Genomic DNA, 17319 nt, shown 5'->3' on the forward strand with positions numbered 1-17319 from the left:
AAACGTCTTGTTAGAGTGCTTCTTAATAACTGGTTGTTAGCTATGCAGGTTCAATATAATCAACCAACATCTGCACAGTTTGGTTTCCCCTAAACTCATTTACATCCAATTTATACGCAACTCTGGCGTGCTTAATTGTGGCGTCAGGCCAAGTTTGTAAATCAACATTGAATGCAATAGCATCCATCATTACTGAGCCGCACTCGGTTTCTAACACCAATTTTAAATGTTTCTCCCCCACGATACGTTGTTGAATCACGCTGAAATAACCATCAAATAATGGCTCTTCAAAAGACTGTCCCCAAGGACCAGATTCTCGTAGTAAGAAAGCCGTTTCTAGGTTCATCAACGCTATCGGCAACTCACCATCAGATAAGATCTCACCCGTTAATTGTTCAGGCTTTAACAACTCACGTACGGCTTTATCGTATGCTGACTGAAATAATTCAAATGCATCAGCACGTAGTGATAACCCCGCCGCCATCGCATGACCACCAAACTTGATAATCATCCCAGGGTGGCGGCTATTAATAAGCTCTAACAGGTCTCGCATATGCAAGCCTTTTATTGAACGTGCAGAGCCTTTAATTTCACCCTCGCCAGCATCAGCAAATGCAATCACAGGGCGATGATATTTATCTTTGATTCTTGAAGCTAAAATACCAATCACACCTTGATGCCAGTCATCCTGAAACAAAGCAAGTCCCCAAGGTAAATCTGATTCATCAAGGCTTAATGTTTGCAGACTTTTTAACGCTTCTTGTTGCATTCCCGCTTCAAGCTCGCGACGCTCACCATTTAAGCCATCAAGCTCATCAGCCATTCGCCTTGCTAACATCATGTCTTCACATAACAACGTCTCAACACCCAGCGCCATCTCATCTAAACGACCGGCAGCGTTTAATCTTGGCCCGACAGCAAATCCAAAATCTGATGCAACAATACGTTGTGGGCTTCTTTTTGCGACTTCCAGTAATGCTGTAATACCAACACGACAACGCCCCGCCTTAACTCGTTGTAAACCCGCTTGCACCAAAATACGATTGTTACTGTCAAGCGACACCACATCAGCAACCGTGCCCAAAGCAACAATATCAAGTAAGGAGCCAAGGTTAGGCTCAGCAATGTGTTGCTGCTGATACCAGTCTCTTTGGCGCAGCTCTTTTCTAAGCACTGACATCAAATAAAACGCAACGCCAACCCCAGCAATAGACTTACTGGCAAATTCACAACCGTTTTGGTTAGGATTAACTATCGCATCAGCATCGGGGAGGGTTTGTCCAGGTAAATGGTGATCAGTTACAACCACCTGCATACCTAATTGTTTCGCGGCTGCAACACCTTCAATGGATGAGATGCCGTTATCGACCGTAATCAATAACTGCGCCCCTTTAGACTGAGCAACGGCAACAATTTCAGGACTTAATCCATAACCATAATCAAAGCGATTTGGAATAAGGTAGTCAACATGCTTGGCTCCCATCATTCTTAATGCAATCAAACACACACTGGTCGATGTTGCGCCATCAGCATCAAAATCTCCCACTATCAAAATCGACTTATCAGCAGCTATCGCATCAGCAATGATCTTCGCCGCAGTGTCAATGCCGAGCATGGTTTCAGGTCTAAGTAACTTCGACAAACTCAGTTCGCAGCCTGCTAAATCGACTCCACGTCGAGCATATAACTGTTTTAGTAATGGATGCATAGATTGCGGTAAATGACTGTCATCTACCTGAGTTCGGCGAACAATTTTGTGGGCCACAAACACACCTTATTTTAGTGGAGTAATCGACACGTTAAGATAACAAAAAAAGGCGAGCCAATGGCTCACCTTTTTCGGTTAAAACGATTATTCTAAACCTGTCGGTATTAGAGATTAGTTTTAATGGTATTTAATAATGCTGACGGTGGTTGGTAACCCGGCACTAACACCCCGTTTTCTAAAACGATTGCAGGTGTTCCATTGATACCAAATGCTTGACCGAGGCGGTATTGCTCCTCAATGTTTGCATCGCAGCTTGCAGCTTTTACATTGCCACCCGTTTTAGCATCAGTCATAGCTTGTAGCGGATCTTTAGCACACCATACCGCTTCCATTTCTTGGGCATTTGCTGATGGAATACCTGCACGAGGGTAAGCTAAATAACGAGCTGTAATGCCTAAATCGTTATAACCGTCCATTTCTTGGTGTAACTTACGACAATAACCACAATCCACATCAGTAAAGATGGTTACGACATGTTTTTCATTTTTCGCTTTGTACACCAACATGTCGTCTTCAAATGGCTTGAGCATATCAACACGAGGGCCCGCTAATGCAGCCTCGGTTAAGTTTTGCATACCATTCTTTAAATCATACATATTGCCATGTAGTAACTTAGTACCATCTGGAGAAACGTACAAAATGCCACGGTCAGTCAAGGCTTGATACAATCCGTCAATCGGTGATGATTGAATTTTCAATACATTAACGCCAAGCACATCAGAAACCTGCTGTTTCAGCTCTGCTTCATTGGGAATATCTGAGGCTGATGCGGCATGTAATAGTGGCGCAACAGCAAGGGTCATAGCAAAAGAGAATGCTTTTGTTAACTTCATTAAAAAATCCTATTTGATAAAACTGATGAGTCAGCTAATTACATAGACCAGAGTTTGACGGCAAAAGTTACAGAGAATGTCATATTAAAGCAACTATATCCCGCTCATTGCTGGCGATATGTATCAATTTTTATGTAACAAGAGACATCATGCACAACGCATTAGCCCCTTGGATGATGCTCACTATGTAACTGCTGTAGTCGAGCCTTGGCAACGTGGGTGTATATTTGCGTGGTAGATAAGTCGCTGTGTCCTAATAACAACTGAACTACCCGTAAGTCAGCGCCATGATTGAGTAAATGGGTAGCAAATGCGTGCCTTAGGGTATGCGGAGATAAATGACTATTGATGCCAGCTCGCACTGCATAACGTTTAATACGATGCCAAAAAGTCTGTCTTGTCATCATTTGTCCACGTTTGGAAGGAAACAAAACATCGCTTTGTTTATTGTTCAGTAACGTAGGGCGTGCAGCTAGCAAATACTGCTCTATTTCGGAAATGGCTAATTCACCAAGCGGCACTAAACGTTCTTTGCCGCCCTTACCGACAATGCGCACTAAACCTTGTCTAAGGCTAATTTGCTCTAAGGTTAAGCTGACCAGTTCAGTAACCCGAAGGCCTGTGGCATACAATAACTCCAGCATGGCTTTATCACGGCACTCTATTGGGTCGTCAATATCGGGCTCTGCGAGTAAAGCATCTATTTGGGTTTCGCTTAATGCATCAGGTAGTTTACGCGCTAACTTAGGTGACTCAATTAAGCTAGTTGGGTCGATATCAATCAGTTGTTTTACTATCAAATAACCATAAAATCGCCGTAAACTGCTCAGCAATCTTGCCGTTGAGGTTTTAGCAAAATTTTCAGCCACTCGATAAGCTAAATAATCTCGAATCACTAACTGATCAACATTAATGAGTTGATGTTGCTGACTTAACACATATCGCTCAAAATGACGTAAGTCAGTTCGATAAGAGCCTAACGTGTTATCACTTAACCCTTTAGCCGACCAAAGGTCATCTAAAAATGCATCAATAAGGGGATCTGCTTGGTAATTATCAGTCACAAAAATTCCTAAAAAAACGGCGCCACTTCACCTGAAGTAACGCCGCTCTAGTGTAACTAAATTTAGTTTACAAAGACAAAACTAAGCTCATAGGGATAATCTAATCATCACCATAAAGATTTGTCTGTCACCTTTATTAGCTTGTTGCTGCCGTTGCGTTTTTCGCTGGGACAAATAAACACGCAACCATGGCAATACCAACTGGCAGTAACCAAGCCATACCTTCGCTATGCAGTGGCATAAAGCTTAAAAAGTCAGTGTTCATTCCTGCCGCTTTTAAACCATCGAAAATACCAAAGAATAGTGCAACGGATAACACAAGACGATGCGAAAATTCTGGGCGAGCAAAACGTTCAGTTAAAAAGGTGATTGCCACTAATGCAATTGCCACAGGGTAGATGGTCATCAACACAGGAATACTGATGTTAATTAGCTGAGTGAGTCCCACGTTCGCAACGGTTGCACATACGACACTGAAAAAGATAACGAAAGCTTTGTAAGACACTTTAGGCATGAGTTCGTTAAAGTATTCAGAACACGCTGTAATTAGACCAACTGCAGTGGTTAAACAAGCGATACTGACTACCGCTGCTAATAATACTGTACCCATAGTGCCAAACTCATGGGTCACATAATTTGTCAGAATTTGGCCACCGTTTTCAGCGCCTTTAGCAATATCACCCGCTGTAGCACCTAAATAAAATAGTGAAATATACACAAACGCTAACCCTGATGCTGCAATGATAGCTGCACGCACAAGATAGCGAGTCTGGGCTTTAGATTCTGTGACACCTTTCTTACGTAAAATATCAATAATCAACATACCAAAGATCACTGAGGCAAGTGTATCCATGGTGTTGTAACCTTCTAAAATGCCTTTAGAAAGTGGGCTGTCAATATAGTCACCAGTAGCAGCACCGATCGCAGCGCTTGGCGTAGCAATCACAGAAACGGCTAAACCAACAAGTAAAAAGATTAAGATTGGGGTTAACACTTTACCGACACTATCGAGTAATTTACCAGGGTAAAGTGATAGCACCATTGCGATGACAAAAAAGGCTACAGTATAGAGCAACTGCGCTTTGTTCAGTGTCAATGCACCTAGCTGGATCATCGCATCGGCATTATCTAAAAATGGGCGAGCACCAATTTCAAATGCAACTAAACCTGTGCGAGGAGCGGCAAACGCAGGGCCAATGATAATGTAAATTGAGACAGCAAGTGCTGTAGCAGCAAAAGCAGGTAGCATCGCCATGACTTTACCATTCGCTTTAGCGACAGCGATAAGACCTGCTAGAGGTAAACCTACAGCAGTGACCAGAAACCCAATCATCGCTAGCGTCATATTCTCGCCAGCTAACATGCCTGCAAAAGGTGGAAAAATTAAGTTACCTGCACCTAAGAAAAATGCGAATGTCATAAAGCCTAAGCCTAATGTATCGCCAATACTCATATTATTGTTTTGCACTAAACGCCCCATCTTGTTGTTTTGTTTTTTAACAAACTTAAGTGATTCACTGCTAATTAGCTACTGCTAATCAAAAACGACCTGTAAGAATGTAAACTTATAAATACACTTCATCTCATTAAAAACTACTCACAAATGGTTATAAAAAAGCCATTTTTCAATTTTTCGAATACCCATTTGTGAGTCGTATTTCATTTTTTGCCATTTAAACGCGTTAAACACGACTAAACGGGTAGGAACTAATAGCAAAACATCTATCGATAAACAAGCGCAAACCCAGCAGAATAGCAAATTAGCTGTTATCAGAAACGAAGCGTAAAGCCCACAAAACATTCCCGCTACAGAGTAACCACATCAAGCTAAAAGCACAACAAAAAAGCAACACCAATAAAATTGGGAAAAAACCGTAAAACCGTTACCATAAGCCGTCAGCCATATAAGCGAAGTATTCATGCCTTTTACATTTAAACAGTTTCATATTGATGATAGTCATTGTGGTATGCCCGTTAGCACAGATGGGGTCATATTAGGTGCTTGGGCTGCATTGCCTGATACGCAAAAAATACCTGCAGCACAACTATTAGATATTGGTGCAGGGAGTGGCTTGCTCAGCTTAATGCTCGCTCAGCGTATGAATAACCAAGATTGTAAAATCAGCGCGGTAGAGTTAGAAGATGGCGCTGCTGTTGATTGCAAGCAAAACTTTAGTCAAAGCCCTTGGTCAGAGCAGCTTTCGTTACATCACATGAGTATCCAGCAATTTTTGCTTGAACATCAGCAAAAGCGCTGCGCTCTTTTCGATACAATTATTTGTAACCCGCCTTACTTTGAACATGGGCCTCAATCAGACTCAAGTCAGCGTGCTACAGCAAGGCACACAAACCGGCTCAGTTTTAAAACCTTGCTCAGCCATATTCAACAATTAATGACACCATCTGGACAAGCGAGCTTGATTATTCCTCAGCAAAGCAAGGCTGGGTTTATGCAAGCGTTAGATGACACACAGCTGTCGCTGTCAAAGCGAACGACTATTCGCACCGTTGAAAACAAAAGTCCTAGCCGAATTTTATTGCAACTTAGCCACCAAGCTAGTTTGCATCGCTTAATTCACTCTGATTTGATTATTGCGGATAAACAAGGTCTGTACACTCCAGAGATGAGCCAGTTGTGTCGCGACTTTTATCTGAAACTTTAGCGAGAGTTTCATCATATAAAAGTCATTTAAAACCGATTCCTTGCTCGCTGAGATCCAGAACTTAGGTTATAATGTCCGGCTATCAATCAGTGAGACCCAAAGCGCATGCTATTTGAAGATTTTGATCTAGACCCACGCCTATTAGACTCTCTAAAGGCTATGGGACATTTAAGCCCTACTACCGTTCAACAACAAACATTGCCAATGGCGATGGAACAACGGGATATTTTAGCTAAAGCGCCTACAGGTACAGGTAAAACGGCAAGCTTTTTATTGCCGGCATTACAACACTTGATTGACTTCCCTCGCCGCTTTAACGGTCAAGCTAGAATTTTAATTCTGACGCCTACTCGAGAGCTGGCCAGCCAAATTCATCGTTATGCGTCTCATTTAGCGACCGATCTTGATTTAGATATCGGTATTATTACCGGCGGCGTACCTTACGGTCCTCAAGAAGAGCAACTTGAAGAGAATATCGATCTATTAATTGCGACGCCTGGTCGCTTGATGGAATATTTAGATAAAGGTCAATTCGAAGCGACAGAAGTTGAAATGCTCATCATTGATGAAGCAGGCCGTATGCTTGATATGGGCTTTTCATCAGTGGTTGAAACCATTGCTATTGAAGCGCAGGGCCGCAAGCAAAACATGCTGTTCTCCGCCACGCTTGAAGGCAGTGGTGTTGCTCGTTTTGCACATGTTTTACTTGAAGATCCTGTAACCATTGATGTTGATTCACCTCGCAGTGAAAAAGCGAAAATTCATCAATGGATACATTTAGCGGATAACAACGCCCACAAGTTTGCCTTGTTGTGTAATTTGCTCCAACAAGAGTCCGTTAAGCGCACCATCGTATTTGTTAAAACCCGTGAAGTTGTTGCTAGCTTAGAAGGCTTGCTATTAAAAGCAGGTATCCCTTGCGCTTTCTTACGTGGTGATATGGAACAAAAGAAACGTTTCCAAGCGTTAAGTAAGTTCAGTAAAGGTGACGTGAATATTCTTCTTGCGACTGACGTTGCAGCACGGGGAATCGATATTGACGGTATCACTCATGTAATTAACTTCGATATGCCTCGCTCTGCTGATGCTTACGTACACCGAATTGGTCGTACAGCACGTGCAGGCGCAAAAGGTACAGCTATTTCGTTAGTTGAAGCCCACGACATGCGTATTGTGAGTAAAATTGAACGTTATATCGAACAACCGTTAAAACGTCGCTTTATTGATGGCTTAAGACCTACCCATAAAGAGGCCAAAGTACCAGGCAAGAAAAAAGACAAAAATAAGTCTGCAGCGAAGAAATCTAAAAAGCCTAAAAAGAAGAAAAAATAAATTTTAATTAACGAAGCCTTAATGCTAAAGCCCTGAATATTTTCTATATTCAGGGCTTTTTTATGGCAAAAAATCCATTTGATAGCGCATTAAACTAGCCTCAAAGTGAAATAAACTTTATGAAACATTTAATTTACATCTAACACTTTTTCTCTACTGGTAACTCTGTTAATTTAGAGCCTATAGCACTCTAATAACTCACAAAAATCTCTTTTTAAAATGACTGTTCGAGATTGAGTTATATAAAGTCACCATTTTCGATAGATAAGTATGGATACGCCCATCAATGAAAAGACTGTTAAGAATTCTTTCTCCATTCATCATTTTATTTGTTTTTATTGGCCTCGCCGTTGTTTTATTCAGTACTCGTCAGGCTCCTGAGCAAAAAGAAGATCAACAAAAAATCCCTGTCGTCGATGTGCTCACTGTTGAACAAAAGACCGTGTCTCTCAACTTGCCTTCCTATGGTGTTGTTAGCCCCAAATATAAAACCCAACTCGTCACTGAAGTACAAGGTCGATTAATCAGCCTTGATCCCAGTTTTGTTGCTGGCGGCATTGTTAGACAAGGTCAAGCTTTAGCACAAATAGAACCTTCAGATTATCAAGCAGACTTTATTCAAGCTGAAGCCACATTGGCACAAGCTAACGCTGCGCTAAATGAAGAAATCGCTCGTGGTGAAGTAGCAAAAATTGAATTTAAAGATTTTGATAACGGTTTACCGCCTGAGTTAGGTTTACGTATCCCGCAATTGAAAAAAGAACAAGCAAATGTCAAATATGCTAAAGCCGCATTAGCTCGAGCTCAGCGCAATTTAGAAAGAACCGTTATTCGCGCACCATTTGATGGCATTATCAAAGCGCGTAACGTTGATTTAGGCCAATATGTTTCTCTAGGTACTAATTTAGGCGAGCTCTACGATATCAGTATCGCAGAAGTGCGTTTGCCGCTAACCAATAATGATTTAGCTTACTTAGAGTCGGTTGATAACCCTGACACGTTAGTGACGTTAAGCGCGTCACTTGCGGGTAAATCTTTTGAATGGCAAGGTAATATTGTCAGAAGCGAAAACGTGATTGACGAGCAAAATCGAATGGTTTATCTCGTCACAGAAGTGAAAGATCCATACCTGCGAAATAACCAATCTTCCGATGAACTCCCACTCAAATACGGCAGTTTCGTCACCGCAATTATCAAAGGCAGAACAGTAGACGGCATTGTTAAACTGCCGCGTTATGTTGTTCGCCAAGATCAAGTTGCCATTGTCAAATCGGACAACACCATTGAAATTAGAAAAGTAAACATTGTACGAACTGATATCGAAAATGTGTTTATTAAAGATAGTCTTGCAACTGGTGAGCGTGTTTCGATTACTGACATTAGTAACCTAGTGTCTGGCCAAAAAGTAAAACTACTTGGTGAAAACTCAGATAGTGATGACCTTGCGCCACAAGATGCACCTGACAATATTGATGAAATATCATTAGCAGGTGAGCAAAATGGATAATAAAAAAGGAATTATTTCTTGGTTTGCCCGCAACAGTGTTGCCGCCAACCTATTGATGTTTGCCTTACTTATTGGCGGTTTATTCAGCTCTTTTTTGATCAACAAAGAGGTATTCCCTAGTTTTGAGCTTAATCTTCTCAATATCTCTGTAGCCTACCCTGGCGCAGCTCCTCAAGAAATTGAAGAAGGGATTAACATCAAGATTGAAGAGGCCATTCAAGATATTAGTGGTATCAAAAAAGTCACTTCAGTTGCCAGCGATAGCGTTGGAACGGTAACCATTGAAGTCGATGATGGCTACGAAGTGCAGCAAGTACTTGATGAAGCTAAGTTGCGTCTTGATGCAATTGCCACATTTCCAGATAACATTGAAAAACCTAACATTTATCAAATAAAGCCTGAAAACAACGTCATATGGGTGTCAGTTTATGGTGATATCAGTCTTCATGAAATGAAGGAAATGGCTAAAGTTATTCGAGATGACATCACAGGCTTACCTGCTGTTACACGTGCCCAAGTGACAGGGGTTCGTGATTACGAAATTGGCATTGAACTGTCAGAAAACAAATTACGAGAATATGGTTTAACTTTCTCTCAAGTTGCGCAGGCGGTTCAAAACTCATCGATTGATTTGCCTGGGGGCTCAATACGAGCACAAGATGGTGACATCCTGTTGCGAACTAAAGGCCAAGCTTATACTGGCGAAGACTTTTCTCAGATTGTAGTGACCACACGACCTGACGGCAGCAGAATTATGCTTCCAGAGGTTGCTACGATTAAAGATGATTTTGAAGAGCGATTAGAATACACCCGCTTTAATGGTAAGCCCGCAGCCATTATTGAAATTACCAGTATTGACGATCAAAATGCTTTGGCTATTTCAGAGCAAGTCAAAACCTATATTGCCGAGCGTAAAGAAACCTTACCCGCTAACATCAAATTAGATACATGGGGAGATTTAACCCATTACCTCGAAGGCCGATTAAACATGATGCTATCAAACATGTTTTATGGTGCCTTATTGGTATTTCTCATTTTAGCGTTATTTTTAGATCTTAAACTGGCGTTTTGGGTCATGCTCGGTTTACCCGTTTGTTTCTTAGGTACGATACTGCTCATGCCAATTGAGCCGTTTAATATGTCGATTAACATGCTCACCTTATTTGCCTTTATTTTGGTGCTGGGCATTGTGGTTGATGATGCCATTGTCATCGGCGAAAGTGCCTATACTGAAATCGAAAAGCATGGTCAGTCACTTGATAATGTCATTACTGGCGTGCAGCGCGTAGCAATGCCAGCAACCTTTGGCGTTTTAACCACCATAGCGGCATTTATTCCTATGATTATGGTGTCGGGTCCAATGGGAGTGATATGGAAGTCCATTGGCATGGTGGTTATTTTGGCTTTGGCTTTTTCTTTAGTGGAATCTAAATTGATTTTGCCTGCGCATTTGGCTCACATGAAAGTAAAAAAGAAGCGCCCTCCCACCAATTTCCTGTCTAAATTTAAAGTCAGCCTTAACGAAAAGCTGCAGTACTTTATTCAACATAAATACCGTCACTTTTTAGGCCGCTGTATTGAGCAGCGTTATAACGTGGTAGCGGTATTTATTGGGGTACTTATTTTGTCATTAGCTTTGCTTGCTAGTGGTAAAGTACGCTGGGTTTTCTTCCCCGATTTACCGTCAGATTTCATTCAAGTACAGCTTGAAATGGAAGAAGGCAGCTCAGAACTCAATACCCTTGATGTCGTGCAAAAAGTGGAAGAAGCCTTGTACGCCATGAATGATAAATATGCCCGAGAAACGGGTGAAGATGTGGTTAAACACAGTTTTATCAATATGAGTTCTCGAAGCTCAGCTTTTATCTTTGCTGAGTTATCTAAAGGGGAAGACCGAGAAATCGATGGCGTTACCATTGCAGAAGAGTGGCGCAAACAGCTGCCAGAGCTATTGTCTGTCAAAAAACTCAATATTGCTGCGAGCACGAACGAGTCAGGTGGTGACATTTCATTTAGATTAACCTCAAATGACTTAGCTCAGCTCTCTGAAGCCTCGAAAGAGCTCAAGCAAGAGCTCGCAACATATGAAGGTGTCTATGATATTTCAGACAATTTCTCATCTGGTAGCCAAGAAATACGCTTGAATATTCGCCCTGAAGCAGAAGCTCAAGGACTGACGCTTTCTGATTTAGCTCGCCAAGTTCGTTATGGATTTTATGGCTATGAAGCCCAACGTATCTTGCGAAATAAAGAAGAAGTTAAAGTGATGGTGCGCTATCCATTAGAGCAACGTCGCACCATTGGCCATCTTGAAAACATGCTGATTCGTACCCCTCAAGGTGTCGCTGTCCCCTTCTCTACTGTTGCAGATATTGAATTAGGGCAATCTTTTGCTTCTATTACCCGTGTTGATGGAAAACGAGCCATCACCATCAGTGCTAATGTGAATAAAAACACTGTCGAGCCATCAAAAGTGGTGGGCGAGATCCAAGGGGAGTTTTTACCTGAGTTAACCGAGAAATATCGAGATGTGAATGCATCACTCGATGGCGGAAGCCAGGATGAGCAAGATGCTATGTTAGGTCTAGTACAAGGCTTCTTTTTTGCGATGTTTACCATTTATGCCCTAATGGCAATTCCGCTTAAATCATACACCCAACCGATGATCATTATGTCAGTGATCCCCTTTGGTATGATTGGCGCCTTATTCGGGCATTTCATTTTAGGCATCTCAATGAGTGTATTGAGTCTGTGCGGTATCGTGGCACTGGCGGGGGTTGTGGTCAATGACTCATTGATTTTAGTCGACTTTGTTAACCGCTCTCGTAAAGAAGGCTATTCATTACTTGAATCAGCAATAAACTCAGGGTGCTATCGATTTAGGGCCATCATTTTAACCTCTATGACGACCTTTGTCGGCTTAGTGCCTATTTTGCTTGAACGAAGCTTACAGGCACAAATTGTTATCCCAATGGCCGCATCACTAGCATTCGGGATTTTATTCTCGACCGTGGTCACGCTAATTTTAGTACCCGTGCTTTACATTATTCTTGATGATGCGAAATGTTTAGTTAGACGCATTTTCAATTGGTGGTGGCAACCTAAAAACGACGATGATGAAGCTTATAATTAACTGTTATCGGTAAGACTTAGTTACATTTAAAAGGGAGCTTTGCTCCCTTTTCATCATTACATTAATACAGAACAAAAGTCCGCATCTATACTAAATTAGCATTACAGATGTAAATTTTTAGGTATTGCCCAACTTACGGTTTTCAATTTCCCTTGCCAATTTTCTATCGTTAACCAAGCTCTATGATCTGCTTGAATTACTTTAGGTGCAATAGCATGTACTTCTTGTCCATGCTGACTTCCGTGCAAAATCCCTGCGTCAGCATCCTGCATATCAGTAAGTGATAAGGGTGCTGCACCAATATTAAAATAAGCCTGTCGAATATCGGCAACTTCACCCTGACTAAATATTAATAAAAAGTCTTTAGTGTACGTCCCGTCATGCATATAAGGTGAATCAAGGTTATATGGCATTGGCGTGACTTCGAATGAACCTATCGACTTCGTGCTCCAAGCATCTGGAAACTGTGGGAATAAGTTTTTATACAAGAAAAAACAACTTAAAATAAGCACAAGCCCGTTTACTTTATACTTGTAGCGATCCCACATACTGTTCGATAAACGAGCCATTATTTTCCATCCTGTTGAACTAAATGAGTTGCAGGTACTTTAGAGAAAATAGACCTTTGATTATCAGTATCTTTAGCGGCTTTCACTGTTCGACCACCCCAGATTAAAAAACCTGTTATGGACATCCCTGTTAATAAGGCGCCAAATATAAACCAAATAATTTTTGTCCACAGTCCACCTATATTGCCATAATGTAAAGGGTTGGCGATATGGGATAAGGTTTGTAACGCATTCATTTTCTCAGGGGATCTTTCGCTCTCAACCTTGCCATTCCAAGGATTGACTGTCACTCCATAAGAATACTGATCATAAAAGATTCCATCACCTTCACCATAAACTTTATATGTATCCCTAAAGTGCTCAGGTAGCATAATGTAAGTGCTTTTGAAGTTCGGAAATTTCTGTTCTGCAATGTTAACCGCGTCAGCTAAACTGTACGGCCTAACTGGAGTATCAGCTACACCATATGGAAGTTGACTAACTTCAACTACAGGGGCATGAGCTTCAATTTCAATATCATTTTGCCACATAATGGCTTGGGCTAAATACCATAAGCCCGTGATGCTCATGAGTATTAAAAACCACATCGACCACACTCCCGCTAACCGATGTAAATCAGCTAAAAACGTTTTCTTTCCTTGATGTATTCGTAACTTAGGTTGGGTGTACGATCGCCAAAACTTTTTATAAATCATTAGGCCAGAAACCAGTGCCCCCAACATAACAAACGCCATGAAACAAACAAGGTAATAGCCAATGCTATAACCATTTTGCCATGGAAAAAAAAGCCAAGCATGCAACGAGCGCATAAAAGATTTAAAAGTAAGACCTTGGATAACCTCTTGAATTTCACCTGTATATTGATTTACATAAGCGATGGCGTAAGGTTTATCGCTATCGGTAAATATAACCGTATTGGCTATATAAGATTCAAAACTCATTACCGTAGAGATACTGGCTGTCGGATATGCTTTTTGAACAATATCAACCAGTTGAGATTTAGGCTTTTCAGCTAATTGTTGAGGATTACTTGCACGCGAGTCAGGATTAGTTAACCAAGTCAATTCATGACTAATGACTGATATCGTTCCGGTTAGGCAAACGAAACAGAATATTATCCAAATGGGTAAAGAGAACAAACCATGAAGCTTGAACCAAAATCGATTACTAAGTTTTGCCATGTTAATTCCGAAATTTATGCAACTAAACACTTAACAGTCAAAGTACAAAGCCTGACGGGAAATTCCACGCCAGACTTTGATTATCAAGAGCGACTTGCTCATTTACCACATATACTTAATGCTACCAACGATGCTACGTGATTCACCGTAATAGCAGTACCAATTACAAGCCGATATGTATTCATCATCAAGTACATTATTCACGGTGAGTTGTGCACGCCAGCTAGTATTGATGTCGTATTGGAGCGATGCATCCCATATCCAATAAGCCGGTACCTTGATGGTTTCAGTTGTCACGGTTGAGTCTTCAGAATCATAAGATGAACCAACGTATCGAACCCCTGTAGCAACACGTACTTGGGGCAACATTTGGTAATCGAGATACACTGATGCCTGATGACGTGGGATCATCGGAGAACGCTTCTCGCCTGTATCGTCATTATTATCGATGTGAGAATCTGTATAAGTGTATGATGTATTAACTTTAAGTTCGTCAGTAACTTGTACTACAGCTTCAAACTCAATACCTTGCGAGACCATTTCACCTGTTTGAGTAGCACCAAATAACCAATTCCCATCAGGATCTTGAGCGCTTGTACTCACAAGGGCATTGGTTTGCTTTAAGTTATACCAAGCCAGATTAAAATAACCATCCATATAATCAGGTGTATATTTAAAACCAACTTCTGTTTGCTTACCCTCTAACGGCTTATAAAGTTCGCCTGTTATTTGATCAACCGTACTGATCACTTCAAATGACTCAGCGTAACTCACATAGGGAGTGACACCAAAATCACTGCGATACATTAATCCTGCATTAAATGAAAACTCGTTATCGACACGGTCATATTGCTTATTGTTGGTCAAATCTTCGTTCTGAGTATCTACATAATCATAGCGTCCACCCACAATACCAATCCAGCGGTCATCTAGTACAAGTTGATACTGACCATAAGCACTCAACTGATTCTTATCAATACGGCGCTCTAGGGCATCACTTGTGTCTAATGGATCAGAATTCCCCGGAGTGAAGTTGAATGGATCAATAATGTCATAGGCATAATTGTCCAACTCTTTACCTTCATTTTGGTGGCTTTGAACATCGAGTCCTAATAGCAAGGTTTGTTCTGTGCGATCTCCAGACCAGTTACCAATAAATCGATTATCGAGAGTGATGCTTTGTAACGTTCCCTCACGATATGTCACTCCTCTAGCATAAGTATCGCCAGAAGGATCTCCCCAGTAAGGCGTCGACATAATGTAAGTACTATTTAACAGCAAGTCGTTATAAGCGTAATTGAAATTTTGCTCAAAATCCCAAGTATCATTAATGATATGCTCTAGCTGAAAACCAGCAGTCACTTGGGTTCTGCGGCTGACATCATAATCTGGCTCGCCAAAATTAGTTGTTGGATCAATTTCACCACGAGTGTCATCCACTTGCGTACCAATCGCAGGAAAGAAACCATTCGTAGGCGTGCCATCATCATGAATGGCAGATGCTAATAAAGTTAACGTCGTGTCTTCCGACAAGTCCATTTCTAAACTTGGCGCGATGTAATAACGAGTATTCTCAGTATCATTAAGTTCACCGTCTGCCTGACTAAACTTACCCACGACACGAAAACGCTTATCGTCACTAATCTCATCCGAAACATCGAAAGCAACACGAGCAGTATCTTTATTACCTATTTGAACATCCACTTCTCCTGCGGGTTCAAGTTTAGGCTTCTTTTGCACTGCATTCACAACGCCACCAGGAGGTGCTTCGCCGTATAAAATTGAAGCTGGACCTTTGAGTATTTCAACTTGCTCTAATCCATAAGGTTCGAGCATCCATACATAGAAGCCATCTTTAAATAAACGGCTACCATCAAGGTAAGTAGCGGCCTCGAAACCGCGAACAGTTAACCAGTCTGTATCGTTATCAGCTCCATAAGGCGAAGACAACACACCTGAGGTATAGCGAAAACTTTCATCCAGCTTATTAACATTACGAATTTCAAGATCATCTCGTTCCACAACAGACACAGATACAGGTGTCTCGGCCATTGGTGTACGGATTTTCAGGGCTGAAGCTGTAACTTGAATTTTTTCCATTTCAGGCAGATCTTGTTCAGCGTAAGCTGAATTACTGCTAAATAGAGCGAGGGATAATGCTAAATACACAGGAGAAAGTTTCTCTGCTTTGACTGGTAACATGATAGAGGTATCTCATAAATCACTACGATAATTTTGAGAAGCATTATCATTAAGATTTATAATCATAACAAGGCGATTTTTGAGGCGGCGTTCACAGAAAACGAACAATATCTCAAAAACAACGTCAATTAATAATTTTACGTTAACTAGTGTAATAACTGACAATAAATTTTAGTAATCATATACAGCTTTTAGTTGACCTTTCACAGCTCAGTCTTCGCAGAATTAATGACCACAGTTTGTTCCCAAATCTGCTCCATAGGCTAATAAAAATTGCTTAAATTGCGAGTTAATAAACGGATATCCCTTTAAAAACGCTTTAAAATACCAAATTGGCTTTTGTTTTAGGTTTTAACTTACATGCACAACTCAGCAAAAAATCATAAACTTACTGTAGATCCAACGTCTATTTCTACAGTAACAGAACCAAATCATCACTCATCAACATTGGTTTATGACATCCGCGATAGCCGCTACCTCAATATCACTGGTCGCTGTACATTACGATGTCAATTTTGCCCTAAGCATAATGGTTCAAAGCAAGTTCATCAGTATGAGTTGTCGCTTAGTGCACAAGTGAAGCCAGAAGACATCATCCCTTTGCTTGGTAAGGTAACGTCCTTTGATGAATATGTGTTTTGTGGCTACGGTGAACCCACCCTTAATTTGCACACCTTAATTGTTGTCGCAACCCATATCAAAGCCGCAGGCGGTAACGTTAGAGCGAACACCGATGGATTAGGTAACTTATTTCATCGCAGAAATATTTTGCCTGAGCTTGCTCACTGTGTTGATAGTTTATCAATCTCGCTGAATGCCAACACTGAAGCCCTGTATATTCAACACTGTAAGCCTAAACTAAAAGGGGCTTATGAAGCATTACTGGAATTTATTAGCCTAGCACCAGATTACATTGGACAAGTGCAAGTATCTGCAATTAATGGGCTTGAAAATGTCAATATTGAGCAATGCAGGCAACTTGTTGAACAACGAGGTTGTGAGTTCAAACAACGTGAGTTAGATGTCGTCGGTTAGTGCTGATTTATGTTAGTAATAAATTAGTTAAA

General features: G+C 41.1%; 12 protein-coding genes. 5 read left to right on the forward strand and 7 right to left on the reverse strand.

Translation table 11 applies throughout. The features are described from left to right. Positions 1–40 precede the first annotated feature (40 nt). The 4 genes from recJ to brnQ all read right to left on the reverse strand — a co-directional run bounded on the left by recJ (position 41) and on the right by brnQ (position 5145). A complete protein-coding gene (gene recJ / locus SJ2017_RS17045) occupies positions 41–1765 on the reverse strand; it encodes a single-stranded-DNA-specific exonuclease RecJ (RefSeq protein ID WP_080916565.1) in 1725 nt (574 codons plus the stop codon). 107 nt (positions 1766–1872) lie between these two features. Further along, positions 1873–2601 carry a bifunctional protein-disulfide isomerase/oxidoreductase DsbC gene (gene dsbC / locus SJ2017_RS17050; RefSeq protein WP_080916567.1) on the reverse strand — a complete coding sequence of 243 codons (729 nt, stop codon included), beginning with the start codon at positions 2599–2601 and terminating at the stop codon, positions 1873–1875. 161 nt (positions 2602–2762) lie between these two features. Continuing rightward, complete coding sequence (gene xerD, locus SJ2017_RS17055) at positions 2763–3665, reverse strand: site-specific tyrosine recombinase XerD (protein ID WP_080916568.1); 903 nt, start codon at positions 3663–3665, stop codon at positions 2763–2765. Positions 3666–3801: 136 nt separating this feature from the next. Further along, the gene (brnQ, locus tag SJ2017_RS17060) at positions 3802–5145 is read right to left on the reverse strand and encodes a branched-chain amino acid transport system II carrier protein (RefSeq protein WP_055025174.1); all 1344 of its coding nucleotides are present in this window, start codon (positions 5143–5145) and stop codon (positions 3802–3804) included. Positions 5146–5584: 439 nt separating this feature from the next. Between brnQ and SJ2017_RS17065 the strand changes: the two genes are divergently transcribed. From SJ2017_RS17065 to SJ2017_RS17080, 4 genes are all read left to right on the forward strand, one after another. Continuing rightward, entirely contained in the window at positions 5585–6328 is a 744-nt protein-coding gene (locus SJ2017_RS17065; RefSeq protein WP_080916570.1) for a tRNA1(Val) (adenine(37)-N6)-methyltransferase, read from the forward strand. A 105-nt stretch (positions 6329–6433) separates the two neighbouring features. Further along, on the forward strand, positions 6434–7660 hold the full coding sequence (srmB, locus tag SJ2017_RS17070; RefSeq protein ID WP_080916571.1) for an ATP-dependent RNA helicase SrmB: 1227 nt from the start codon (positions 6434–6436) through the stop codon (positions 7658–7660). Between the two features lie 286 nt (positions 7661–7946). Continuing rightward, complete coding sequence (locus SJ2017_RS17075; protein ID WP_080916573.1) at positions 7947–9167, forward strand: efflux RND transporter periplasmic adaptor subunit; 1221 nt, start codon at positions 7947–7949, stop codon at positions 9165–9167. Next, on the forward strand, positions 9160–12300 hold the full coding sequence (locus SJ2017_RS17080) for an efflux RND transporter permease subunit (protein ID WP_080916574.1): 3141 nt from the start codon (positions 9160–9162) through the stop codon (positions 12298–12300). Before SJ2017_RS17075 ends, SJ2017_RS17080 begins: the two co-directional genes overlap by 8 nt. A gap of 101 nt (positions 12301–12401) precedes the next feature. Here SJ2017_RS17080 and SJ2017_RS17085 read toward each other — a convergent pair whose 3' ends face one another. The 3 genes from SJ2017_RS17085 to SJ2017_RS17095 form a co-directional block, all read right to left on the reverse strand. Beyond that, a complete protein-coding gene (locus tag SJ2017_RS17085; protein WP_080916577.1) occupies positions 12402–12869 on the reverse strand; it encodes a hypothetical protein in 468 nt (155 codons plus the stop codon). Beyond that, complete coding sequence (locus SJ2017_RS17090) at positions 12869–14050, reverse strand: PepSY-associated TM helix domain-containing protein (protein WP_080916579.1); 1182 nt, start codon at positions 14048–14050, stop codon at positions 12869–12871. The genes SJ2017_RS17085 and SJ2017_RS17090 overlap by 1 nt, the downstream gene beginning before the upstream one ends. Positions 14051–14152: 102 nt before the next feature. Next, on the reverse strand, positions 14153–16252 hold the full coding sequence (locus SJ2017_RS17095; RefSeq protein ID WP_080916581.1) for a TonB-dependent siderophore receptor: 2100 nt from the start codon (positions 16250–16252) through the stop codon (positions 14153–14155). 360 nt (positions 16253–16612) lie between these two features. Between SJ2017_RS17095 and SJ2017_RS17100 the strand changes: the two genes are divergently transcribed. Further along, the gene (locus tag SJ2017_RS17100) at positions 16613–17287 is read left to right on the forward strand and encodes a TatD family nuclease-associated radical SAM protein (protein ID WP_080916583.1); all 675 of its coding nucleotides are present in this window, start codon (positions 16613–16615) and stop codon (positions 17285–17287) included. Positions 17288–17319 lie beyond the last annotated feature (32 nt).

It is taken from the genome of Shewanella japonica (assembly GCF_002075795.1).
Taxonomy (GTDB): domain Bacteria; phylum Pseudomonadota; class Gammaproteobacteria; order Enterobacterales; family Shewanellaceae; genus Shewanella; species Shewanella japonica.